Annotated in this window: 21 protein-coding genes and 3 pseudogenes; 13 read left to right on the forward strand and 11 right to left on the reverse strand. The window is 72.2% G+C overall.

What is annotated here, in order from left to right:
* Nucleotides 1-67: 67 nt before the first annotated feature.
* The 4 genes from WMF31_RS05470 to WMF31_RS05485 all read right to left on the reverse strand — a co-directional run bounded on the left by WMF31_RS05470 (nt 68) and on the right by WMF31_RS05485 (nt 2,936).
* On the reverse strand, nt 68-1,093 hold the full coding sequence (locus WMF31_RS05470; RefSeq protein ID WP_436600916.1) for an MvdD family ATP-grasp ribosomal peptide maturase: 1,026 nt from the start codon (nt 1,091-1,093) through the stop codon (nt 68-70).
* On the reverse strand, nt 1,090-2,088 hold the full coding sequence (locus tag WMF31_RS05475) for an MvdC family ATP-grasp ribosomal peptide maturase (protein WP_436600917.1): 999 nt from the start codon (nt 2,086-2,088) through the stop codon (nt 1,090-1,092). The genes WMF31_RS05470 and WMF31_RS05475 overlap by 4 nt, the downstream gene beginning before the upstream one ends.
* A gap of 56 nt (nt 2,089-2,144) precedes the next feature.
* Nucleotides 2,145-2,393, reverse strand: coding sequence for a microviridin/marinostatin family tricyclic proteinase inhibitor (locus WMF31_RS05480; protein ID WP_436600918.1), 249 nt, complete (start codon nt 2,391-2,393; stop codon nt 2,145-2,147).
* 327 nt (nt 2,394-2,720) lie between these two features.
* A complete protein-coding gene (locus WMF31_RS05485) occupies nt 2,721-2,936 on the reverse strand; it encodes a microviridin/marinostatin family tricyclic proteinase inhibitor (RefSeq protein ID WP_129353014.1) in 216 nt (71 codons plus the stop codon).
* Between the two features lie 303 nt (nt 2,937-3,239).
* Here WMF31_RS05485 and WMF31_RS05490 point away from each other — a divergent pair, with 303 nt between their 5' ends.
* From WMF31_RS05490 to WMF31_RS05510, 5 genes are all read left to right on the forward strand, one after another.
* Nucleotides 3,240-4,409, forward strand: a complete 1,170-nt coding sequence (locus tag WMF31_RS05490) for an HlyD family secretion protein (protein WP_436600919.1) — start codon at nt 3,240-3,242, stop codon at nt 4,407-4,409.
* On the forward strand, nt 4,406-7,204 hold the full coding sequence (locus WMF31_RS05495; RefSeq protein WP_436600920.1) for an ATP-binding cassette domain-containing protein: 2,799 nt from the start codon (nt 4,406-4,408) through the stop codon (nt 7,202-7,204). The genes WMF31_RS05490 and WMF31_RS05495 overlap by 4 nt, the downstream gene beginning before the upstream one ends.
* Nucleotides 7,201-9,426: an ATP-binding cassette domain-containing protein gene (locus tag WMF31_RS05500; RefSeq protein ID WP_436600921.1), complete on the forward strand. Its 2,226-nt coding sequence runs from the start codon at nt 7,201-7,203 to the stop codon at nt 9,424-9,426. The genes WMF31_RS05495 and WMF31_RS05500 overlap by 4 nt, the downstream gene beginning before the upstream one ends.
* A gap of 166 nt (nt 9,427-9,592) precedes the next feature.
* The gene (locus WMF31_RS05505; RefSeq protein WP_436600922.1) at nt 9,593-10,990 is read left to right on the forward strand and encodes an esterase/lipase family protein; all 1,398 of its coding nucleotides are present in this window, start codon (nt 9,593-9,595) and stop codon (nt 10,988-10,990) included.
* Between the two features lie 532 nt (nt 10,991-11,522).
* On the forward strand, nt 11,523-12,653 hold the full coding sequence (locus WMF31_RS05510; protein ID WP_436600923.1) for a substrate-binding domain-containing protein: 1,131 nt from the start codon (nt 11,523-11,525) through the stop codon (nt 12,651-12,653).
* Nucleotides 12,654-12,711: 58 nt separating this feature from the next.
* Here the strand turns inward: WMF31_RS05510 and WMF31_RS05515 are convergent, their stop codons facing one another.
* The gene (locus tag WMF31_RS05515; RefSeq protein WP_436600924.1) at nt 12,712-14,217 is read right to left on the reverse strand and encodes an FAD-dependent oxidoreductase; all 1,506 of its coding nucleotides are present in this window, start codon (nt 14,215-14,217) and stop codon (nt 12,712-12,714) included.
* A gap of 46 nt (nt 14,218-14,263) precedes the next feature.
* On the opposite strand from WMF31_RS05515, the gene WMF31_RS05520 reads away from it, so the two are divergent.
* Nucleotides 14,264-14,782: a MarR family winged helix-turn-helix transcriptional regulator gene (locus tag WMF31_RS05520; RefSeq protein ID WP_436606523.1), complete on the forward strand. Its 519-nt coding sequence runs from the start codon at nt 14,264-14,266 to the stop codon at nt 14,780-14,782.
* A gap of 268 nt (nt 14,783-15,050) precedes the next feature.
* Here the strand turns inward: WMF31_RS05520 and WMF31_RS05525 are convergent, their stop codons facing one another.
* From WMF31_RS05525 to WMF31_RS05535, 3 genes and pseudogenes are all read right to left on the reverse strand, one after another.
* Nucleotides 15,051-15,485, reverse strand: a complete 435-nt coding sequence (locus WMF31_RS05525; protein ID WP_436600925.1) for a Uma2 family endonuclease — start codon at nt 15,483-15,485, stop codon at nt 15,051-15,053.
* Nucleotides 15,482-15,655, reverse strand: coding sequence for a hypothetical protein (locus tag WMF31_RS05530; protein ID WP_436600926.1), 174 nt, complete (start codon nt 15,653-15,655; stop codon nt 15,482-15,484). The genes WMF31_RS05525 and WMF31_RS05530 overlap by 4 nt, the downstream gene beginning before the upstream one ends.
* Before the next feature lie 338 nt (nt 15,656-15,993).
* Nucleotides 15,994-16,146: pseudogene (locus WMF31_RS05535) on the reverse strand (JAB domain-containing protein); the annotation flags it as partial.
* A 28-nt stretch (nt 16,147-16,174) separates the two neighbouring features.
* Between WMF31_RS05535 and WMF31_RS05540 the strand changes: the two are divergent.
* A complete protein-coding gene (locus WMF31_RS05540; RefSeq protein WP_436600927.1) occupies nt 16,175-16,324 on the forward strand; it encodes a hypothetical protein in 150 nt (49 codons plus the stop codon).
* 262 nt (nt 16,325-16,586) lie between these two features.
* Here WMF31_RS05540 and WMF31_RS05545 read toward each other — a convergent pair whose 3' ends face one another.
* Nucleotides 16,587-17,390, reverse strand: a complete 804-nt coding sequence (locus WMF31_RS05545) for an SDR family oxidoreductase (RefSeq protein WP_436600928.1) — start codon at nt 17,388-17,390, stop codon at nt 16,587-16,589.
* Complete coding sequence (locus WMF31_RS05550; protein WP_436600929.1) at nt 17,387-17,710, reverse strand: nuclear transport factor 2 family protein; 324 nt, start codon at nt 17,708-17,710, stop codon at nt 17,387-17,389. The genes WMF31_RS05545 and WMF31_RS05550 overlap by 4 nt, the downstream gene beginning before the upstream one ends.
* Before the next feature lie 83 nt (nt 17,711-17,793).
* Between WMF31_RS05550 and WMF31_RS05555 the strand changes: the two genes are divergently transcribed.
* On the forward strand, nt 17,794-18,189 hold the full coding sequence (locus WMF31_RS05555; RefSeq protein WP_436600930.1) for a winged helix-turn-helix transcriptional regulator: 396 nt from the start codon (nt 17,794-17,796) through the stop codon (nt 18,187-18,189).
* A gap of 168 nt (nt 18,190-18,357) precedes the next feature.
* Here WMF31_RS05555 and WMF31_RS05560 read toward each other — a convergent pair.
* Nucleotides 18,358-18,675 (reverse strand): annotated as a pseudogene (locus WMF31_RS05560) (hypothetical protein); the annotation flags it as partial.
* A gap of 172 nt (nt 18,676-18,847) precedes the next feature.
* Here WMF31_RS05560 and WMF31_RS05565 point away from each other — a divergent pair.
* From WMF31_RS05565 to WMF31_RS05585, 5 genes and pseudogenes are all read left to right on the forward strand, one after another.
* A complete protein-coding gene (locus WMF31_RS05565; RefSeq protein ID WP_436600931.1) occupies nt 18,848-19,027 on the forward strand; it encodes a DNA-binding protein in 180 nt (59 codons plus the stop codon).
* A gap of 89 nt (nt 19,028-19,116) precedes the next feature.
* Nucleotides 19,117-19,737 (forward strand): class I SAM-dependent methyltransferase, encoded by a 621-nt coding sequence (locus WMF31_RS05570; protein WP_436600932.1) that lies wholly within the window; start codon nt 19,117-19,119, stop codon nt 19,735-19,737.
* A 563-nt stretch (nt 19,738-20,300) separates the two neighbouring features.
* On the forward strand, nt 20,301-20,498 hold the full coding sequence (locus WMF31_RS05575) for a hypothetical protein (RefSeq protein ID WP_436600933.1): 198 nt from the start codon (nt 20,301-20,303) through the stop codon (nt 20,496-20,498).
* Nucleotides 20,495-21,388 (forward strand): annotated as a pseudogene (locus tag WMF31_RS05580) (alpha/beta hydrolase family protein); the annotation flags it as partial. The gene WMF31_RS05575 and the pseudogene WMF31_RS05580, both read left to right, overlap by 4 nt.
* A 141-nt stretch (nt 21,389-21,529) precedes the next feature.
* Entirely contained in the window at nt 21,530-21,919 is a 390-nt protein-coding gene (locus tag WMF31_RS05585) for a GFA family protein (protein ID WP_436606524.1), read from the forward strand.
* Nucleotides 21,920-22,002: the final 83 nt, after the last annotated feature.

Here is a 22,002-nt window from a genome sequence, read left to right on the forward strand (position 1 = left end):
GTCAAGGCGCTCCACCTCCCGGGGCGGGGCGCGAGCGCCTTGCGGAAGCGGGCGAGCTTTTCTCTACCTACCTACCCGCGCGCGGGGGACCGTGGAGGAAGGCCCTCCACGTGTCGCGCCGGGGCGCCTTGCCGAGCAGGACCTCGGCGAGCGCCCCGCTGATGGGCAGCCCGGGCGCGCGCTCCAGCCAGAAGAACTCGCCCACGGGGTTGACCTCGAGGAAGACGTGCCGGCCGTCGGGGGTGCGGAGGATGTCGAGGGCGCCGTAGTTGAGCCCGAGCCGGTCCATCAGCCGGAGCACCCCGGCCGCCACGTCGGGCGGGAGCGCGTCCTCGCGCCACGCGTCGATGAGCTCGAGGCCCCGCCGGCGCCAGTCGATCTCCGCGCCCTCGGCCGCCTGCGAGTCGATGGAGGCCGAGAAGACGCGCTCGCCCACGACCGTCACCCGCAGCTCGCGCGCCTTCGGGATCTTCTCCTGGAACGTCATCGGGCAGAGATCGAGGCCGCGCATGTCCTCGAGATCCTCGGGCCGGAGCGCGTTCGTGAACACCACGTGCTCCTCGCCGTCGCGGTAGACGGCGAACGACGACAGCATCTTGGCGATCACGCCGCCCGGACAGGCCGCGGCGAAGGCCCTCGCCGCGCCGGCGTCGTTGGTCGTGAGCGTGCGCGGCGTGTCGAGCCCGACCTCCCGCGCCAGCTCGAGCTGCACCTGCTTGTTCGACGCGAAGCGCACGGCCGGCAGCGGGTCGACCTGCGGGACGCGGAGCGACGCGAGCAGGCCCTCGACCGTCTGCTTCGCCTCCTGCACCGAGGCGCTCCGGAGCTGCGGATCCATCGAGCCCGGGAGCCCGCCGCCGTGAGCGACCCGGCGGTACCAGACCGCGGTCACGCCGCCGAGGTCGAGCTCCCCCTCGGGGGTGCGGAGCGTCGAGCGGCTCGCCGCCGGGCCCGAGGCGAGCGCGAGCCGCGCGCCCTGCGGGAAGAGATCGGTGTTGAAGCGGAATGCCCGGCCGCCCATCCCGCGGATCGCGGCGGCGACCCGGTCGATGCACTCGTTGTCGCTGCTGTGCGTGATGATGAGGACTGTCAAGGGTTCTCCGTGGATGCGAGCAATGCCTCCGCCAGCGCGTCCGCGATCGGCAGGCCGAGATCCCGCTCCAGCATGCCCCACTCGCCGGCGGGGTTCACCTCGAGGAAGACGTGCTCGCCGTCGGGGGTGCAGATGAGATCGATGGCGCCGAAGACCAGCCCGAGGGCGCGCATGAACGCGCCGAGCCGCGCCTCGACGTCGCGCGGGAGGGCGCCCTGCTCCCACCCGACGCCGGCCGCGACGACGTCCGGGTGGCGCCAGTCGGCCGCGATCGCCTCGTAGCGGGAGGCGTCGAGCGCGCCGGGGAAGCAGCGGCCGTCGACGTAGGCGACGCGCAGCTCGCGGGCCTTGGGGATGCGCTCCTGGAAGACCATGGGGCTCTGGCGCAGGCCGGACAGCGCCTCGAGGTCGGCCGCGGAGACGGCGCGCGTGAAGACGAAGGGCGCGCCGCCCGAGAGGCTCATCGAGAACGGCGTGAGCATCTTCGCCACCACGTTCCCCTCGAGCCGCGCGAAGAGGGCGCGGACCTCGGCCGCGTCGTTCGTCACCAGCGTCTCCGGGATGCGCAGGCCGGCCGCCGCCGCCGTGGCGAGCTGGAGCAGCTTGTCCTGGGCGCGATCCTCGGCCGCCGGCTCGTTGACCCAGCGCCGCGCGGGGAGCCCGCGCAACCACCCGGTCAGGGCCGCCATGGACTCGCGCACGCAGGCCGCGCGGTACGCCTCGGCGATGCCCTCGCCCAGGTTCGGCGCCCAGAGGCGCCGGAGCCAGACGGCGGAGATCTCCTCCCCGCTGAGCCCGGCCCCGGCGTCCTCCAGGCGACGGCGTACGCCGCCGGCCCCGAGCGCCGTGGAGAGGGTGAGCGAGCGCGGGAACCGATCGACGTTCAGGCGAACCGGTCGAGCTCCGCGCCGCCGCAGCCCGTCGGCCACGCGCTCGATACCGAACTCGTCGTGTGAATGGGAGACCAGAAGGACCGTCGCGCCCGCTCGTGTCACGTCAGAGGGCCTCTCTCAGGAGAACATGGGTGTGTGTGCGCGACGCACGCTCTTGTTCAGCAATCTTCCGCGTCCGACGGAAACTTGAGCGTGATGGGGTCCGAGCCCCCGCCGCCGCTCCCGCCCCCACCGCCGCCCCCCGGATCCTCGCCGTCCGAGGGGTACTTCAGCGTCGTTGCGACCCCGCCGGCTTTGACGCCGGTCCGGACGCGCTTCTGATCTTCCAGGTAGCGAGCGAAGAAGGGCACCGCCTCGGATTCCGAGTCCTGCTCCGCCTGCTCGAGATCACGATCGATTTCAGCCATGGAACACCTCCGGATGATACGTCGCCGCGGCGGCGCTGCCGCCGGCGGCAGGGAGAGTCCAATTAAAAGGCTGCTCGCGGGACAAGCAAGCTCTCAATGCATCGAGCAAGCTCGCGGCGACCCGGTTTCCGCTTACGCTGCTGTCGTCCAGTCGTGCTGTGTGTCAATTGAATTATTGTTAATTGTCAATCGTGCTCGCTGGCTCTCCTGGGTAGGAGAGGGTGAGCTGGTGAGCCTACTTCGCCCGCGCAGGTGCGAGCCGGCTCGTGGACTGGCTCCGGCGGTCGCGGCAAAGCGAGCCCCGCTCGCGCGAGCGGGGCTCACGGCTCACTTCGCGTAGATCTCCTCGTCGCCGTCGGACGGGTACTTCATGGTCTGGGACTCGTCGCTGTCCGAGGGGTGCTTCAACGTCGTGATGCCCCGGCCGGCCTTGACGCCGGTCCGGACGCGCTTCTGATCCTCCAGGAAGCGCGCGAAGAAGGGCTTCGCCTCCGCCTGGTCGTCCTGTTCCATCTGCTCGGTCTCACGATCGATATCCGCCATAGCAACCTCCAGAGAGATATGCCGCATCGCGGCGAATCCGCGATGGCAGCCAAGAAGCTTAGGGCGCGATTCCGAAGGTAGGCAAGCCCGCGGACGCGAATTGGCCAGCTCGTGGCGGGCGATCACGGGGGCTGGCGCGGTCGCGCGAGCCTATTCCCCGGTTTCCTCCGGACGCGTCTGCATCGTTTCCTGCGCGAGCGGCCCGCGCGGCGCGTCGTTTTTTGCTATGACTGTCGCTCTCGCCTGGGCAGGCGGCAGCGACCTGCTGAGCCCACGTCACCCGGGTACCCTGCGAACCGATCCATGTCCGCCGGTTTCTCCCGCTCGATTCACGCGATCGCGACCGACGGCCACCGGGGCTCGATCGCCGGCGTCGCGATCGGCGCCCTCCTGCTCGCGGGCTGGCTCGCGTGGTTCTTCCTCGCGCGGGTCGGGCGGTACGAGTCGAGCGTGAGCGCGCGCCTCGAGGTCGGGCAGGCGGCGCACCGCGTCGAGGCGCCGCTCGGCGGCAGGGTCGCCGCGGTCCACCTCGACCTCGGCGCCGAGGTCGCCGCGGGCGACGTGCTGATCGAGCTCGACGTGGAGCCGATCCGCCGCGACATCGACGAGCGGCGGGCCCGGCTCGAGGCGATCGCCAGGCAGATGGGCCCGCTCCGGGACGAGATCGCCGCGCGCGCGCGGGCGCTGCGCGATGGGGCCGAGGCGGCGCGCGCGCACGTCGACGAGGCGAAGGCGCGGCTCCGCGAGGCCGAGGCGGGCGCGCGCTTCCAGGAGCTCGAGGCGGAGCGGGCCGTGCGCCTGCGCAAGGACGGGCTCGTGTCGGAGGCCGAGGCGGCGCGGCTCGCGGCCGAGGCGCAGTCGAGGCGCTCCGCGAGCGAGGCGCTGGAGCGCGCCGCCGCGCGGATCGGCGTCGAGCGGCGCACGTCGCAGAGCGAGCAGCAGGCCGAGCTCGCGCGGCTCGACCGCGAGGCGGCCTCGCTCGAGGGGGAGCGGCTCGTGCTGGAGGCCGCGATCCAGGGGCTGCTCGCCGAGATCGAGCGGCGCAGGATCCGCTCGCCCATCGCCGGGCGGGTCGGCGACATCGCGCTGCTCCGGGTCGGCTCCTTCGTGAGCGAAGGCGACGTCGTGGCCGCGGTCGTCCCGCCGGGCGAGCTCCGGGCGATCGCGGAGTTCCCGCCCTCGTCCATCGGGCGGATCCGGCCGGGGCAGGAGGGGCGGGTGCGCCTCGACGCGTTCCCCTGGACCGAGTACGGCACCCTCGCGGCCACGGTCGAGCGGGTCGCCACCGAGGCGAAGGAGGGCCGCATCCGCGTGGAGCTCGGCGTGCGCCCGGATCCGGCGTCGCCGATCCCGATGCAGCACGGGCTGCCGGGCAGCGTCGTCATCGAGGTGGAGCGCGTCTCCCCGGCCACGCTCGTGCTGCGGGCCGCGGGCCAGATCGTGCAGGCCGGCGGCGGGGCGGGCGGGGGATGAACGCGGCGGCGAGCGCCGGCGCCCGGCCGTCGAGCCCGCGGAGGAGCTTCTTCGCGCCCGAGGTCGTGCAGACCTCCGCGATGGACTGCGGGCCCGCCACGCTGAAGTGCCTGCTCGAAGGGTTCGGCGTCTCCGTGAGCTACGGGCGCCTGCGCGAGGCGTGTCAGACCGACGTCGACGGCACCTCCATCGACACCCTGGAGGATCTCGCGGAGCAGCTCGGGCTCCTCGCGCAGCAGATCCTCATCCCGCCCGAGCACGTGCTGCTCGACGAGGCCCAGGCCCTGCCCGCCATCGCGATCGTGCGGCAGGCGGCCGGCCCGCTCCACGTCGTCGTGCTCTGGCGCCGCCATGGCGGCCTCGTCCAGGTCATGGATCCGAGCGCTGGCCGCCGCTGGCTCACGCGCCGGCAGCTCGAGAGCGAGCTCTACCTCCACCATCTGCCCCTGTCCGTGGCCGACTTCCGCGGGTGGGCGGCGAGCGAGGGGTTCACGCGGCCGCTCGAGCGCCGGCTCGCCTGGCTGGGCGCGGGCGCGCAGCCGCTCGATGCGGCGCTCGCGAGCCCGGACTGGCGCGCGATCGCGGCGCTCGACGCCGGCGCGCGCCTGGTCACGTCCCTCGTGCGCTCGGGCGGCGTCGGCCGCGGCCGCGAGGCCGCGCGCGTGCTCCGCGCCCTCGTCGAGCGGGGGGCCGAGGCCGGCGGAGAGGAGGCGATCCCGCCCGCCTTCTGGGCGGCGCGCCCGGGGCCGCCCGGCGAGCGCGGAGAGGAGCAGATCGTCACGCGCGGCGCCGTGCTCGTGCGGGTGCGCGGGCAGCGCCCGCCGAGCCTCGCCCCCGCCGCCGCGGCGCCGCAGTCGCTCGGGGCTCCCCATCGGCCGCAGTCGCTCGACGCTCCCTATCGCTCGGGCGACGCCACGTCGGCGCAAGGCGGGCCCCGCCTCTCCCCCGAGCTCGCCGCGGCCCTCGCGGAGCCGAAGGTCCGGCCCGCGCGCGAGCTCTTCCGCATGCTCCGCGAGGACGGCCTGCTCGCGCCCGCCGTGCTCGCCGGCGCGCTCGCCCTCAGCGCGGCGACCGTGGTGCTGGAGGCGCTGCTCTTCCGCGGCCTGATGCAGATCGGCCACGGGCTCGCGCTCTTCGAGCAGCGCCTCGCCGCGCTCGCCGCGCTCGTCGTGTTCCTCCTGCTCCAGCTCGTCGTCGAGCTCTCGCTCGCGTCGGGGATGATCCGGCTCGGGCGCCACCTCGAGGTCCGGCTGCGCATCGCGTTCCTCGCGAAGATCCCGCGCATCGGCGACCGCTACTTCCACAGCCGGCCGGCGTCGGACATGGCGCAGCGCAGCCACAGCCTCCACGTGCTCCGCGCCCTGCCCACGTTCGGCGGCCAGCTCGTGCGCGCGGGGCTCGACCTCGCGGTCACCACCGCCGCCATCGTGTGGATCGACCCCGCGAGCGCGCGCCTCGCCGTGCCGTGCGCCGCGCTCGCGCTCGCGCTGCCGCTCGCCGCGAACCGCGTCCTCGTCGAGCGGGACCTGCGCGTCCGCACCCACGCCGGCTCGCTCACGCGCTTCTACCTCGACGCGCTCCTCGGCCTCGTGCCGATCCGCGCGCACGCGGCCGAGCGGGCCGTGCGGCGCGAGCACGAGGACCTGCTCGCCCGGTGGGCGCTCGCCGGCCGATCGCTGCTCCGCGCCGCCCTCGCCGTCGACGCGACCCAGGCGCTCCTCGGCTTCGGGCTCGCCGCGTGGATCCTCGGCGACTTCCTCGCCCGCGGGGGCGCGCTCTCCCGGGCGCTCCTGCTCTTTTACTGGTCGCTCGCGCTGCCGGCCATCGGGCAGGCGCTGGCGGGCGCGCTGCTCCAGTACCCGGCGCAGCGCAACACCGCGCTGCGCCTGCTCGAGCCGCTCGGGGCGCTGGAGGAGGAGCCGAGCGCGGTCGGGCCGAGCGCCGCGGTGCCTGCGCCCGGCAGCGCGGCGCCCGCGGGCGTCGCGATCGCCTTCGAGCGCGCGCGCATCCAGGCCGCGGGCCACGTGATCCTGGAGGACGTGAGCCTCGAGATCGCGGCGGGGAGCCACGTCGCGATCGTCGGCTCGTCGGGCGCGGGCAAGTCGAGCCTCGTCGGCGTCCTGCTCGGGTGGCACCGGCCGAGCGAGGGCAGGGTGCTCGTCGACGGCCACCCGCTCTCCGGCGAGCGGCTCCGCGCGCTCCGCGAGCAGACCGCGTGGGTCGATCCGGCGATCCAGCTCTGGAACCGGTCGTTCCTGGACAACCTCCGGTACGGCGCGCCCGACGACGCGGCCGACTTCGGCGTGGTCGTGGAGGCGGCCGAGCTGCGCGAGGTGCTGGAGCGGCTGCCCGAGGGGCAGAAGACCGCGCTCGGCGAGGGCGGCGGGCTCGTCTCGGGCGGCGAGGGCCAGCGCGTGCGCCTCGGCCGGGCGATGCTGCGGAGCGACGCGCGCCTCGCGATCCTCGACGAGCCGTTCCGCGGCCTCGACCGCGAGCGCCGCCGCGCGCTGCTCGCCCGGGCGCGGCAGCGGTGGCGCGGCGCGACGCTCCTGTGCGTCACCCACGACATCGGCGAGACGCGGGCGTTCGAGCGCGTGCTCGTCGTGGACGGCGGGCGCGTCGTGGAGGACGGGGATCCGGCCGAGCTCGCGGCGCGCTCCGGCTCGCGCTACCGCGCGCTCCTGGACGCCGAGGAGGCCGTCCAGCGCGGGCTCTGGTCGAGCGGCTCGTGGCGCAGGCTGGTGGTCGCGCGCGGGCGGGTCGTCGAGGCGCAGGCCGAGGGCGAGCGGGGGTGACGACCGGGGCGCGCCATGGGTCGGAGGCACGCCGGGACGGCGCGCAGGGCGCGCTGCCCGACGCGCTGGAGTGGCCGGCCGAGCGCCTCGGCGACGCGCTGGAGGCGCTCGCGCTGGGGAGCGGCCTCGACCCGCGCGCGATCGCGGCGCCCGTCCCGACCGCCGGCCACTTCCGCAGCGCCGACGCGCTCGCCTCGTGGATCGAGCAGGCGGCGGCCCACCTCGGCGTCGAGGCGGAGCCGGTCTCGGCGCGCTACGACGAGATCGACGCCGCGCTCCTCGGCCTCGCGCCGGCGCTCGTGTGGATGCGCGGCGGCGACGCGCCGCGCTTCGTCGCGATCGCGGGGCGCGAGGGGCGGGACCTCGCGGTGCTCTGCGCCGACCGCTCCACGGCGCGGGCGCCCGTCGCGGCGATCTCCGGCCGGCTCTGCCGCCCGCTCGAGGCGCAGGTGCTCCCGGAGATCGAGCGCCTCCTCGACCGCGCCGGCGTGCGGCCGCGGCGGCGTGGGGGCGCGCGGCGGGCCCTGCTCCGCGAGCACCTCGCGCCCGTGGTCATCGACGGCCTCTGGCGCCTGCGCCTGCCGCCGGGCGCGCCGTTCCGGCGCCACGTCGAGGCCGCGCGGATCCCGCGCCGCGCCCTCGGCCTCGTCGCCGCCCACGTGTCGGCGTACGCGCTCTTTCTCCTGGTCTGGGCGACCGTCGGCCGGAGCATCCTCGACGACCACCTCGACGAGGGCTGGCTCTACGCCGGCGCGCTGCTGCTCGCGACGGTCGTCCCGCTCCGCCAGCTCATGGCGTGGCTGTCCGGCGTGGTCGCGATCGACCTGAGCGCGCTGCTCAAGCAGCGCCTGCTCGCGGGCGCGCTCGCGCTCGATCCGGAGGAGGTCCGCGGCGAGGGGGCCGGCCGCTTCCTCGGCCGCGTGATCGAGTCCGAGGCGATCGAGGCGCTCGCGCTCGGCGGGGGCGTCGCGTCGGTCGCGGCGGCGCTCGAGCTCGTCGCGGCCGCGTTCGTGCTCGCCCAGGGCGCGGCGGGCGCGCTCCACGCCGCCCTGCTCGCCGCCTGGGCGATCCTCGTCGGCGCGCTCTGCGCCCGCTTCTACCGCCGCCGCGAGCTGTGGACCGCCGCGCGGCTCGCGATGACGCACGACCTCATCGAGCGCCTCGTCGGTCACCGGACCCGCCTCGCCCAGGAGCGCCGCGGCCGCTGGCACCACGGCGAGGACGAGGCGCTGTCGCAGTACCTCCTGCGCTCCCGTGACATCGACCGGACCCAGATCGAGCTCGCCGCGCTCATGCCCCGCGGCTGGCTCATCACGGGGATCGCCGGCCTCGTGCCGCCGTTCCTGTCGGGCGCCGGCACGCCCGCGCGGTACGCGGTGGCGCTCGGGGGCATCCTGCTCGCGAGCCGCGCGCTCCAGGGGCTGTCGGGCGGCCTGTCGAGCCTCGCCAGCGCGGCGATCGCGTGGCGGCAGGTCGCCACGCTGTTCCAGGCGGCCGCCCGCGGCGGGGCGCCGCCGCCGCCGCTGCCGCCCGACGCCGGGAGGACGCCGCCGGCGGTCGCGCCGGGAGAGGCGACCTCTGGCGGCGCCGCAGGGCGAGCCGCGCCCCGCGCCCCGGTCCTGGAGGCGCACGAGCTGTCCTTCCGGCACCAGGGCAGGGCCCGGCCCACGGTGACCGACGTCTCGCTGCGGATCGAGGCGGGCGAGCGCATCCTGCTCCAGGGGCCCTCGGGCGGAGGCAAGTCGACGCTGAGCGCCCTGCTCTCGGGGCTGCGCGCGCCCGAGTCGGGGCTGCTCCTCCTGAACGGCCTCGATCGGCACATGCTCGGCGCCGCCGCGTGGCGCCGCCGCGTGGCCGCGGCGCCGCAGTTCCACGAGAACCACGTCCTCGCCGGGACCTTCGCGTACAACCTGCTGATGGCGAGGCGCTGGCCGCCGAGGCCGGGCGACCTCGAGGAGGCCGAGGCGGTGTGCCACGAGCTCGGCCTGGGCGAGCTGCTCGGCCGGATGCCGGGGGGGCTCAACCAGGTGGTGGGCGAGACGGGCTGGCAGCTCTCGCACGGCGAGCGGAGCCGGCTCTACATCGCGCGCGCGCTGCTGCAGGACGCCGAGGTGGTGGTGCTCGACGAGAGCTTCGCGGCGCTCGATCCCGAGACGCTGGAGCGCGCGCTCCGCTGCGTGCTCCGGCGCGCGCGGACGCTCGTCGTCATCGCCCATCCCTAGAGGGGGCGCTTGCGGGGGACCGGCGCTCCGCGGCGCTGGTTCATCCAGGGCTGTATCGACCCGGACGATCTCCGCCTCGCCGCCGGGGCGCCGCGCCACGGGCTGCGATGGCGGGCGCGGCGTGGTGCCTTGCCTCGGGACGGGGGGGTGCCGGTATGTTGGATCCATGTCCTCCCGCGCATCGGACGGCTCCCGCCTTCACATCGTCCTGGTCCCTGGGTTCGGCGGCTTCGACGCCCTCGGGCGGCTGCACTACTACGCCGGGGTCACTCCGGTCTTCCGCTCGTGGCAAGCCGAGGAGCCCGACGATCCCCGGAGGGCCCGCGCTGTCCTGCACTATTTCGACAACCTCCCGACCGCGGCGGTGTCGACCCGGGCCGAGCGGCTGCGCCGCTACCTGGCGAGGCGCGTGGTGCGCAACGAGATCCAGCGCGGCGACACGGTCGCGCTCGTGGGCCACTCGACCGGCGGGCTGGATATCCGCTGGATGCTCTGGACCCTGCTCGCCGACCCCGACGCGGTGAAGTGGCTCGACGGCAACAACGAGAACGCCGTCCCGGTGCGCAACGACGACGTCCGCGGCCGGGTGAAGCGGGTGGTGTTCCTGTCCGTACCGCAGCGCGGGACCAACATCGCGGACTGGCTGTCAGCCTACGAGATGCCCCGCCGCTTCCTGGCCGAGGCGCTGAGCGACGCGGTCCACGACTCGGGCCGGCGGCGCGACAGGACCCTCGGCGAATGGCTGACCAGGAGCCTCGCGGAGTGGGTCGACGCGGACCTGTTCCGCGCGGCGCAGGACGTGCTCATCGAGACGGACGCCGCGCGGTTCGCGCCCGACTCGATGGACGCGGTGGAGGCGCGCGAGGCGTACATGCGCCTGTGGCTCTGGTCGAGCGGCATCGCGGCCGACTTCAACGCGCTCAGCGATCTCATGTGCGCGCGCCCGTCCGGCGATCTCCGCAGCCCGGTGCACCTGTCCGACGAGCAGCGGAGGTGGGAGAGGTCGGTCTGGAAGGAGCGCGGCATCGCGACGCGGTCGTACGCGACGGTCAGCCGGTGCCCCTTCGAGAGGAGGGTGCTGGACGAGCGGCAGCCGTGGGTCTGGTGGGATCTGCGCACCTTCCCTGAGGTGGGGCTCGTGCCCGACGCGCGGGAGTGGAGCGATGTGTTCTATCGATTCTGTTACAGGGCGTGCCTCAGCGGGCCGTTCATGCTGGCCGACGGGCCGGGCGTCGCCACGATGTTCGGCACGGGAGAGAAGCGCAGGGTCGACGTCTGGGAGAACGACGGCATCGTGAACACGGCGTCGATGCTGTCGCCCGGCGAGGACGACACCCTGCTCGTGGAGTGCGATCACGGCGACATCATCGGGCACTACAAGCTGGCCAGGATGCCGCCGGACGACCAGCACCGCGCCGGCGCCGCCGCCAAGCCGCACTGCGGGAGGCGGTATCACACCTACGATCTGCTGCGCTCGGGCTCCACCTTCGGCGACGAGGAGTTCAGGAAGGTCTGGCGCGACATCTTCGATTTCTGCGTCTCGGACAGCGGGACATCGGCGTAGCGCCGCGCCGCGAGCGGGGCAAGAGGCGCGGGCGGCCGGCGAACGGTATCAGCAGCTCATCCATGGCGCGATCTGGTCCACCGCATCTGCGGCGCCGGGGTCGGTGAGCCGGGCGGGCAGGGGGGCCTCCGTCCTCGCGCATGCGCTCACCTCTCGGCCTGACAGTCGCGATCCACGGACAAACATCGCGATGTGTGAGAACCGGTATCGGCCGGTGTGTCCTGTATTGCATCGATATGCGAATCTCCGCTCCAAGGCTCGTCGCTTGCGCTCATACGACCTTGACAGAACGAAGCTCGATGTGATGGTGTACCCCGCGGGGATGTAACTTTCAGGTCCGCTCGCTGATCGGGCCGGGGGAGAACGGGCTCGCCCGCGAGGTCCCGCGGGAGGTGAATGCGCTCGGCGTGTTTCACATGCCGCCGGGCTATGCCGCGCGCAGCGAGGCGATGGGAGGCTGGGTGCGGCTCGCCCCCTCCTCGTTCGACGTCGGTTGCACGCTGGGACGAACCACGGAGCATAAGGGGGTGTCATGAACAGGACTGGACGACGCTGGGTGGCGGCCTGCGGGCTCGCGCTGTTGACGGGGGCATGCGGATCGGGCGACACCACCGGCGAGGGCGAGCGAGCCTCGCCCATCAAGCGCGCGCCGACGCCCGAGAGCGAGTTCACCGCGAAGGAGATCGAGGCGACGCTCGACGCGCTCGTCGCCGAGATCAACGAGGGCGCCGTCGAGCCCATGCAGATGGCGATCTTGCTGAAGGAGATCGGCGGGTTCTTCACGCCGATCACCACGGGGGCGAACCGAGCCATGGGCGAGCTCGGGGTCACGGGGAACGTGGTCGGGCCCAGTGGACTGGGGAGCGATCATCAGCAGAGGGCGGAGGCCCAGGGGGAGCAGATTGGACAGGCGGTGGCGGACGGCGCCGAAGGGATCGGTGTCTCGCCCTTCGGCGACGCCATCGCGGCCGACATCGATGAGGCCGTCGCCGGCGGGGTTCCTGTGGTGACGCTCGACACCGACGCGAAGGACTCGAAGCGTTCCATCTATGTCGGAACCATCAGCGAGTCGGCCGGCGTCACGGCAGGAGAGACCCTGCTCGCGTTGCTGCGCCCGGCGCCGGGCACGGTGGTGATCCACGGCGCCGACGACCCGTCCTGGGTCGACGGGATGAATCGAATGCTGGGGGCTCGGCGCGTCCTCGAGGACGCCGATTACACGGTCGTGGTGCGTCCGATCACCTGGTCCCCGCAGGGGGAGGTCGCTGACGTCGAAGCGATGAAAGCCCAGATCGAGACCGCGGACCCGCCCGTCGTGGGGTTGCTCGGCCTGCACAACGTCTCGTACCGGTGCGCGATGGCCACGGAGGCCGCGGGCGCGACGGATCTCCCCGTCGTCGCCTTCGACTTCGAACCGAAGACCGTCGAGTACATGCGCCAGGGGCTCATCCAGGCGACGCACACCCAGCGGCAGTATTACGCGGGGTACCTCGTGCCCTACATCCTCTACGGCATCAAGAGCATCGGCCTCGACGCGACCAAGGCGATCCTCGCCCCTCGGATGTTCGACGAGAGCCGGCTCAACGTCGGCCTCGACGTGGTCGCGTGGGACCAGGTCGACGAGTACATCGCCTTCCTCGACTCGATCGGCGTGACTCAGTAGCGGTGCCGTCGCTCGAGGAGACCTCGCGCGTCATGGCGAGGGCGCGCGCTCGTCGTTGTCATCCCCGTGATGGGAGGCCGACGCTGGCGAGGTAGGCTTCCAGCGCCGGTGCATGATCGGACGACACGATGGCGCCGATAGTTCCGTCCGGCCGGACGAGCACCCAGTCGCCGAGCGACACGCCATAGGCGGCGCGGAGATGGCCGCCATCATCGACGATGTCGCCGCGCGGCCCGACGGCGTGGATGTGGAGTCCGGGGCGCGGCTTGACGGCCGAGAGCCGGTCCAGCCCGTAACCGAGCAAGGTCCAGTGCGGACCCTGGAAGAGCTTGAAGAGCCGTGTCGGCATCCCCGCCGCGCCGCGGACGGGCGCGTCCGGCGCTCGGTCGCCCGCGTGGATGCCGCCGCTGCGTTTCGGCTTCTCCAGGGCCAGCGACGACTCCGGGTATCCCAGATCGAGCTGCTGCACCTCGCGGCCGCGGCGCATGACGCCTCCCTTGGCCGCCTCCAGGAGCCTCGTCGTCAGGCCGAGCGTCTCCGCGGCGATCGGCCGGCGCTCCTCCTCGTAGGTCGCGAGCAGCGTCTCCGGCGCACCTGCCAGAACGGCGGCGAGCTTCCAGCCGAGGTTGTAGGCATCCTGCACGCTCGTGTTGAGGCCCTGACCACCCGTCGGCGGGTGGACATGCGCGGCATCGCCGGCGAGGAAGACGCGCCCGTCTCGGTAACGGTCGGCGAGGCGCGCGTTCATGGTGTAGGCGGAGGCCCAGGAGACCGAACGGACCACGATGTCGCCTCGGCCCGTGCGGCCCGCGACCATCGCCGTGAGGCCTTCCGCGGAGAGATCCACATCGCCCTCCGGAGGAATCGGCGCCTGCAACTGGAACATGTCGGTGCCGGCGAGCGGACACAGCGATATGTGCTTTTCCATCGACTCTTTGTTGAAGCGATGCCAGGCGGCCCTGCTGAGCCCCTCCAGGACCACGTCGGCGACGACGGCGCGCACCCCCAGGGTCTTGCCGGGAAAGCCGATCGCGAGCGCGTGCCGCACGACGCTGCGGCCGCCGTCCGCTCCGACGAGGTAGCGGACGCGGACGGTCTCCTCGCCCGTCGGGCCAGCGATGCGGGCGTTGACGCCCTCGCGATCCTGCTCGAAGCTCTTCAGCTCGCGGCCGAGCTCCGGGCAGCTCCCGAGCTCCGCCAGACGCTCGCGCATCGCGGCTTCGGTCAGGTACTGGGGCACGAGGAGCGGCAGGCGATAGGGCTCGCCAGGCGTCGGGTCATGAGGCTCCTGGATCTGCGACTCCTCGTAGCCTCCGTCGTCGCGATAGTCCCGCGGGGGTGGGTACAGGCCGCCGGCCGCGACGACGCGGTCGAGGATGCCCAGATCCTCGAACACCTCCTGGCTGCGCGGCTGGATCCCTTTGCCGCGCGAGCCGCGAAACGGCCCGTCCAGCCTCTCGATGAGCCGGAACGCAACGCCCCGACGGGCGAGCTCGATGGCCAGGGTCAACCCAGTAGCACCTGCGCCGACGATCAGGACATCCGTCGAAAATTTAGATTCCACTGCGCGCTCCGCTTTACTGGTGGACTGCGTTGTTGATATGTGTACTATGCATATAGTCACGCCTTCCGAAGCGTCAAGAGAATTTGTGCAAAATACACGGATTGCAAAGAAGAAGCTCCGCGAGCTCCACGGAGCCATGGTCGATCTGGTCGCGGTCATGAATCAGCCGCAGCGCGATCAGGCGCTGCTCGCGGAGGCGGGGGTCTCCCTGGATCAAGCCCTCTTTCGGCTGCTGGTGGGGATCGAGCGCTTCGGGCCGATCGGCGTGGTCGAGCTCTCGGAGCGAGCCGGGCGCGACTACACGACCGTCAGCCGCCAGGTCGCGAAGCTCGAGAGCCTGGGGCTGATCGAGCGCCGACCGAGCCCGGCCGATCGTCGCGTCCACGAGGCGGTGATCACCGACAAGGGGCGGCAGATGACGGACGCCTTGGACGCCGCGCGTCAGAGACTTGCGGCCCCCATCCTCGCCAGGTGGAGTGAGGAAGACCTCAGCGACCTGGTGCGCCTGATGCGCCGGTTCGTGGATGACTTGATGGATCCGTCAGGCGGAACGGACAAGACCTGAGGGGCAGAGCCCGCGCCTCCGCGAGCTCCGCGGAGTCGGCCCGTAGGCGCGCGAGGCGGCTTCTACGTGGGACAGCGAACCCGTGCTGGAGGTTGGCCGGGCCATGCTCCGGGGTTGACCCCGCAGGCTTCGACGATGGCCGTTCCAGGATGGAAGGGTGGCCGACCCATCATTCCATGCTGACGAAGCCATCATCGACCTTGAACCCGCCAGGAAGCCGAGCCTCGATCGATGTCCACTTCCGACGGGCGCGCTGGCCTGCGATCGGTCATCGGGTCCAGATCGCCGCCAGATCGAGCTCCACCGCGTCGAACGGCTCGGCCCTCACCTTCACGTCCTCTTCGTAGGTCTCGAGGAGCACCCACCGCCCGCCCTCGAGCCGGTAGACCTCCAGCGTCCGCAGCAAGGGGCTGAGCAGCCACACGTGCCCCGCCCCGTCGCGCCGGTAGATCCGCATCTTCTTCCCTCGGTCGACGCGCTCGGTGCGCGGCGAGATCACCTCACACGCCCAGTCCGGAGGGACGTCGTAGTGCGCCGGTGTGTCCTCGTCCCCGAGGGCCTCGGGCATGCGCTCCCGCTTCCACCCGGCGAGATCGGGCACCACCTTGTCGGGCCGCGATCCGAGGTGGAGCTCCGGCCCATGCAGGAGCACCCAGCCGCCGGGCCCGCCGTCGCCGAGGTCGAAGGCGCTGCCGAGCTTCATCCCGAGGCGTGATGCGCTCCGCGTGTGGGGGCGGCGGGCCGCGGAAAGGTGAAGAGCTCCCCGTCGAGGATCTCCGCCACTTGCTCGGGCGGCACCGCCTCAAACGCGGCCTCGACCTCCGGTGCGTTGCGAGCGGGATCCAGGTTGCGCGGCCGCGGGCCGGTGCTCATGGCCGACCCTACCACGCCCACGCGCGCATGCCCCCAGCCGGGGCGAACGCCGTCCCACGCCGCCCGAGGTCGTGCGCCGGGCTCACGTGCCGCGCCCCGGTGGGGACGCCGGCGGTCGCCGGAGTCGGCGCGTGGAGGCGGGGCGACCTCGATGCGGTGCCCTGGGTCGGGTCGCACGGTGGCTCCACGTGCCCCAGCTCTCGTGCCGCTGCCGGTCGTGCCGCTGCCGGAGGCCTGCGGAGCTCCCGGCCGGGGTGGTGCGCTGGAGGCGGGCTGCTGGACGCGCAGGGCGCGGGGGCGCAGCGCCCCGCCGCAGCGGCGCTGCGCGCCGCGATGGCCTACTCGTGGACGGCGGCGTAGCGGCCGCTGGGCGTGACGATGACGTGGGCGGTGAGGGGCAGGTGCAGCTCCGCGGAGAGGTGGCGCAGCTCCAGGGTCATCGCTTCGTCCTCACGGGTTGGGGTCGGGTCGCCGCTGGGGTGGTTGTGGGAGCACCAGCGGGGTCAGCGTCGAGCCGGGGTGGCCGGTGTCGAGACCCTGAGCCGCTGGGGCGGCGTGGAGCAGCTCGCGCCCCTCATCGCGCGCATCGGCGGAGATGACGCGCTCGCCGCCGTCGCCGTCGTCCTCTCCGCGGCGCTCCGGGGGAAATCGCGGATGAAGGCCGATTAGCACGACTGCGGGAAGTTGCCACGGATCAGCCGAAGAACCGCCATGGCGCCAACGACGCCAAGAAGAGAGGGGAAGGGTCGTCTCTCCATAGCACCAGCGGGGTCAGCGTCCAGCCGGGGTGGCCCGTGTCGCGATGACGTCCGCGCGCCGGTCCGAGGGCAGGTTTTCGGTGAGGTCGGAGGACACGACGCTTCGCGCAGCGGCGGACCGGCAAGGCGTCCGGCGAGCGGGCGTTGCACCGCGGTGGGCCCGGTATTGGCCGTCAAACGGTGGGCACGGTGCCCCCGTCGATCAGGTACTCGCTCCCATGGATGGACGCCGCCCTGTCGGAGGCAAGGAACGCGACGAGCTCCGCGACCTCTTCGGGCCATGCGGGACGCCCGATGGGAATACCACCGAGCGCGTCCATGATGCCCTGCCGGGCCGTGTCGTCATCTGTGCCGGCGTGTTCGGCAAGGCGCTTCACCATCGCGTCGGCTGCCGTCGTGCGGATCCATCCCGGGGCGATCGAGTTCACGCGGACGCCCTTCGGCCCCAGCTCCTTGGAGAGCGCCTTGCTGTACGTGGACAGCGCGGCTTTCGCGGACGCGTACGCGATCGTCGAGTCGTGGAGCGGGAGCCGACGCTGAATGGACGAAACGTGGAGGACGACCCCCGAGCCTCGCGCGATCATGTGCGGGAGGAGCGCGCGATCGAGACGCACGGCGGCCATGAGGTTGAGCGATAGCTCGTCGTGCCAGATGTCGTCGGTGAGCGACGCAAAGCCGCCGCCCGGTGCAGAGGAGCCGCCGAGGTTGTGGACCAGGATGTCGATCCCGCCAAGCTCGCCCAGAACCGTGCGGGCGACGGCGTCCACACCCGCTACCGTGGCGAGGTCGGCCTGTACGAAGACGTTCGGCGACTGGCCTGCCGGGAGCGCAGAGCGCGCCGTGGTCACCGTCACGGCGCCCCCAGCTCCGAGGCGGCGGACGATGGCCTCGCCCGCCCCCTTGGTGCCGCCTGTGACGAGCACGCGCTTGCCGGCGAGCTCCTCGGGATCGATCGAGAATCTTCGGGGCGCGTTCATCCGTCAATCTCCAGGCGCGCGATCCGATCTCGATCCAGCGTGAAGTCGTAGCGAAGCCGGATCGGGCTCCCCGGGAACGTGCCGGAGACGGCGACGCGGAGGAGCACCTGCTGGCTCGCGGTGCGGACGTCGAGCACCTCCAGCGTGGGATTGTACTTCGCGGTGGTCTCTTCCATCCACCCCCGAATGGACGAGGTGCCGCGATACTCGCGGCGTTCGTCACGGACGACGGCGTCGTCGGTGAAGCAGGCGAGCATGGCATCGACGCTTCGCGCGTTCTGCGCGGCGACGTACCCTGCGAGCGGTTCGGGTACTTGCATGGGCGATGATTCCTCCTGTGGGGCGATGACCGGAGGCCCGTCACGTGGGCCCCTTGCACCCAAAGTTGGGCTAGGCTCATCGGGTGGCAAGAACGCACAAAAAGGTGGGGTACGCACCCGAAGGTGAGTACGACGAGCCGGCGACCCCCGAGATCGCCGCCGAGCGTGTCGAGCAGGCCCTCCAGCTCGTCAAGGGGCGCTGGAAGCTGGTGATCCTTTTTCGCCTCTTCGGAGGGAAGGTGCAGCGCTTCTCGGAGCTCGAACGCGCCATCCCTGGCGTCTCGCAGAAGATGCTGATCCAGCAACTCCGGCAGATGGAGCGCGACGGGATGATCTGGCGCGTCACGCACCCCGAGGTGCCGCCCCGGGTCGAGTACGGGCTCACCGAGTGGGGACAAGCGCTCTGTCCGGCGCTGGACGCGCTGCTGCGATGGGCGGCGAAGCGCGGCGCGTCCTCTCCCGTCGATGCGCGTTCGTGATGGCTACCCCGGTGGAGCGCAAGGAACCGCCCAGCCATCGCCATGGACACGGCCTCCTCCGGCGCTCGCCAGGGTCGACGATGCCAGGAGACGGCGCGCCGGGCGCCACGAGGTCGGCCCGTGGCCGTGCCGCCCGGCCGCTCGACCGCTCCCCGCGGCCGTGTGCGCTCAGGAGCCGGTCGTCGCGAGCAGCTCCCTGGCGTCGCCGACGGAGGCAGCGCGCCGGATCCAGCGGTCCAGCTCGGCGAGGTCCGTGCTCGCGAGGACGCGCTCCCGGACCTCGGCAGGGACCTCGAGCCCGCGGGCCTCGAGGAAGGCGAGCACGTCCTGCGCCTTGGCTTCGAGGAGCCCTGCCTGCCGGCCCTTCTCCATGCCTTTCGCCACGTAGCTGCGCGCGAATTCGCTTTGAAACTCGTAACCGCTCTTCATGATCGCCTCCAACGTCCGCCTCGCCGCTGCGTTCAGCGAGGATAGCACCACACGAGCTGCCCCGTTGCCCGCAGCAGCGGAATCTTCCTCTCTCTCCAGCCTCCGTTACCCCATCGGCCGCTGCGCTCGCGGGGACGGATGGAGCCGCCTCTCTCCGCCGGGCTCATCGCTCGCCGGGCCACCCCTGTGCCGGCTGACGGCCAGGGTCGCCCGAGGCACACTGCGCCCGATGAAGCTCGCCCCCGACCTGTCGCCCGCGCAGGCCGACCGCCTCCAGGAGCGCGCAAAGAGCCTCGGCTTGCAGCCCGAAGAGCTGGCGCGGGCCGCCGTGGCGGATCTGCTGACGACGCCGGAGGACGAGCTTCGAGCCGCAGCCGAGATCGTCCTCCAGAAGAACGCAGAGCCATGACGGTCGCCCCTCCTCGATGGCGGACTACAGCGAGGGCCAGGCGCAGCCCGTGGTAGGATCGAGGCATCAACGAGAGGAGCACGAACGCCGTGTCGAGCAAACAGCATTGGGAGCAGGTCTACGTCACGAAGCCGGCAACGGGCGTCAGCTGGTACGCGCCGCACCTCGACCGATCGCTCGAGCTCATCGAGCGCGCCGCCGGAGCTCGCGACGCGCGCATCATCGACGTGGGCGGCGGCGCGAGCACGCTCGTGGACGACCTCGTAGATCGCGGCTATGGGGCCGTGACGGTCCTCGACCTGTCGGAGCAGGCCCTCGCGGTGGCGAGGGAGCGCCTTGGTCCGCGAGCGGCCGACGTCACGTGGCTTGCTGCCGATATCACTACCTCGGCGTTGCCGGAGGCGCAGTTCGATATCTGGCACGATCGCGCGGTGTTTCATTTCCTCACCGACCGCGAGGCGCGTCGGCGCTATGTGGCGAACGTCACGCGTTCGGTGAGGCCGGGCGGGCACGTCATCGTGGCGACGTTTGGGCCGGAGGGCCCGGAGCGATGCAGCGGGCTCGACGTCGTTCGCTACGACGCGGATGCGCTGCACGGCGAGTTCGGCGCCATGTTCCTCAAGGTGGACAGCATGCGCGAGGTTCACACGACCCCCTGGGGCTCGGAGCAGGAGTTCGTGTACTGCTTCTGCATCAGGCTCGATGGCTGATATCAGGACTGCGAAGCAGCGACTCGACGCGCATCATGCACTCGAGCGGCTGCGCGAGCACAGGCCATGCGCGCCGGCGGACACCCCTCGTGTATCACCATGACGGCGAAGCGACCTGTGGCGCCGAACAAGCGGCTGCTGCCGGCTGCGCCGCGCGCCGCGGCAGACCGGCAGTCGTTGGCCCGCCGGGCGTCATGCTGCGCGGGTGAGCCTGCGTGACCCGTGGTCTCCCAGGCCCGACGAACCCCCACGGTAGCCGAGCTCGCGGGCCGGATTCCGAGTGACCTGCCCGCCGCGATGTTGCTGAACCCGTGCTGGAGGTTGGCCGGGCCATACTCCGGGGTTGCCCCCGCAGGCTTCGGCGATGGCCGTTCCAGCATGGAATGATGGCCGGCCCATCATTCCACCCTGACGAAGCCATCCTCGACCTTGAACCCGCCAGGAGGACTCCATGGCCCCCCGAACGACGACGAAGAGAGAAGAGCTTCAACCCCACCGCGGCGCCGAGCAGCACCCGGCCGGCGGGGCCGCCGAGCACCCGTGAGCCGGCGGACAGGCTGGGGGTGACGCTCTCGCCGCCGCTCAAGCCCGAGCAGGCCGCGGCGCTGCGCAAGGAGTTGCCCGGTTACGCGGACATCCTGGACGACGTGGCGACGCTGTTCGCGGAGGACGCGGTCGCGTTCGCTCCGCCCGATCCGTGCCTCTGCGACCGATCCTCGACTTCCTTGAGCGCTGCGGGGATGGCATCCTGCCGGGCATGACCATCGGCTCCGACCGTCATGTATGCTCCGAAGATGTCCGAGTCCCGGTAGCGCAGGCCGTCCTCGCGGGAACCCTCCTCGCCCCTGCGGGGGCGGGCCCGCGCCCGTGTCTGCTCCTGGTCTCCGGTTCCGGGGCCAACGACCGGGACGAGACGGTGTGCGGTCAGACCCCCTTTCGGGTTATCGCTGAGTACTTTGCCGCCCGCGGGTACGTCGTCCTCCGCTGTGACGATCGCGGGGTTGGTGGCTCGACGGGTGACGCGGGTGAGCAGGACTTCGTTGGCGCTGTCGCGGATGTTGTCGCCACCTGCCGGTGGCTTGCGAGCCACCCGGCCGTCGATGCGGAACGGATCGCGCTCCTCGGGCACAGTGAGGGAGGGTTGATCGCCGCCGCCGCCGCGCCGCAGACCGAGGCATCGGCGGTCGTCATGCTCGCCGGGCCGGCCGTGCCGATCGAGCGGATCCTGCATGAGCAGGCGCGCACGCTCTCGGCGGAGGCCGGCGCGACGTCGGCTCAGATCGAGCACGAGCGTCGCATGAACGAGCGGGTGTTCGCGCTGGCCCGGTCGAGCCGGGTGTCGGCGGCCGTTCGGCCAGAGATCGAGCGAGTGATCCGAGAGTACCTGCGGTCGTGGCCGGACCTGCCGGCCGTCGACGACGCGGCTGTCGACGAGAACGCGCGGGTCATGGCCGGAGTGGTCGGCGCGCCGGCGTATCGTTCGCTGTTGCGACAGGAGCCGGCCGAGATCCTCGGCCGGCTCGATCGACGGTCGCTCGCCGTCTACGGCGGCAAGGACGTCCAGGTGCCGGGGGGGGACAACGCGGACGCGTGTCGCCGGATGACAGCCGGCCGCCGGCACGCCACCGTGCGGCTGTTTCCCGACCACAACCACCTCTTCCAGCGGGCGGGGACCGGCTCGATCTCGGAGTACGAAGCGCTGCCGCCGGGGCCCGACACAGAGGTGCTGCGGGAGGTCGCCGATTGGCTGTCCATGGTCGATCGGCCCGACAGGGCGGAGAAGGAGAGAGCCGTGCACAAGGGATCATGTCTTTGCGGAGCCGTGAGCTTCGAGGTTGCCTGCGCTCTGCCCCCGCCCGATGCTTGCCATTGCTCCCCGTGCCGCAAGCACTCGGGTCATTTCTTCGCGTCCACGGACGTCCCTCGCGCTGCCTTGACGATCCGCGGCGCCGACAATCTCACCTGGTTCCGATCTTCCGAAAAGGCGCGACGAGGCTTCTGTTCTTCGTGCGGCTCTTCGCTCTTCTGGGACCCAATCGACCAGAGCAAGCATGACTGGATCGGCGTCGCGATGGGCGCGTTCGACGCGCCCACCGATACCAGGCTGAGGATTCACATTCACGTGGCCGACAAGGGCGACTACTACGACATCACGGACGGTTTGCCGCAAAATCAGCATTGATCGCCTCGTCACCTGCCGTGCAAGCCCGGAGCGCGTCTCGACGAGGGGCCGTCAATCCGCAGCTTCCGGCGCCACCAGTACAG

It is taken from the genome of Sorangium sp. So ce1036, from assembly GCF_051369805.1.
In the GTDB taxonomy this organism is placed as follows: domain Bacteria; phylum Myxococcota_A; class Polyangia; order Polyangiales; family Polyangiaceae; genus Sorangium; species Sorangium cellulosum_F.

Coding starts and splice junctions, on each gene's coding strand:
- WMF31_RS05495 (WP_436600920.1), top strand. CDS start 4,406: ATGAACGCGGCGGCGAGCGCCGGCGCCCGGCCGTCGAGCCCGCGGAGG.
- WMF31_RS05530 (WP_436600926.1), bottom strand. CDS start 15,655: ATGAGCACCGGCCCGCGGCCGCGCAACCTGGATCCCGCTCGCAACGCA.
- WMF31_RS05565 (WP_436600931.1), top strand. CDS start 18,848: ATGAAGCTCGCCCCCGACCTGTCGCCCGCGCAGGCCGACCGCCTCCAG.
- WMF31_RS05480 (WP_436600918.1), bottom strand. CDS start 2,393: ATGGCTGAAATCGATCGTGATCTCGAGCAGGCGGAGCAGGACTCGGAA.
- WMF31_RS05520 (WP_436606523.1), top strand. CDS start 14,264: ATGCATATAGTCACGCCTTCCGAAGCGTCAAGAGAATTTGTGCAAAAT.
- WMF31_RS05525 (WP_436600925.1), bottom strand. CDS start 15,485: ATGAAGCTCGGCAGCGCCTTCGACCTCGGCGACGGCGGGCCCGGCGGC.
- WMF31_RS05510 (WP_436600923.1), top strand. CDS start 11,523: ATGAACAGGACTGGACGACGCTGGGTGGCGGCCTGCGGGCTCGCGCTG.
- WMF31_RS05550 (WP_436600929.1), bottom strand. CDS start 17,710: ATGCAAGTACCCGAACCGCTCGCAGGGTACGTCGCCGCGCAGAACGCG.
- WMF31_RS05485 (WP_129353014.1), bottom strand. CDS start 2,936: ATGGCGGATATCGATCGTGAGACCGAGCAGATGGAACAGGACGACCAG.
- WMF31_RS05545 (WP_436600928.1), bottom strand. CDS start 17,390: ATGAACGCGCCCCGAAGATTCTCGATCGATCCCGAGGAGCTCGCCGGC.
- WMF31_RS05490 (WP_436600919.1), top strand. CDS start 3,240: ATGTCCGCCGGTTTCTCCCGCTCGATTCACGCGATCGCGACCGACGGC.
- WMF31_RS05505 (WP_436600922.1), top strand. CDS start 9,593: ATGTCCTCCCGCGCATCGGACGGCTCCCGCCTTCACATCGTCCTGGTC.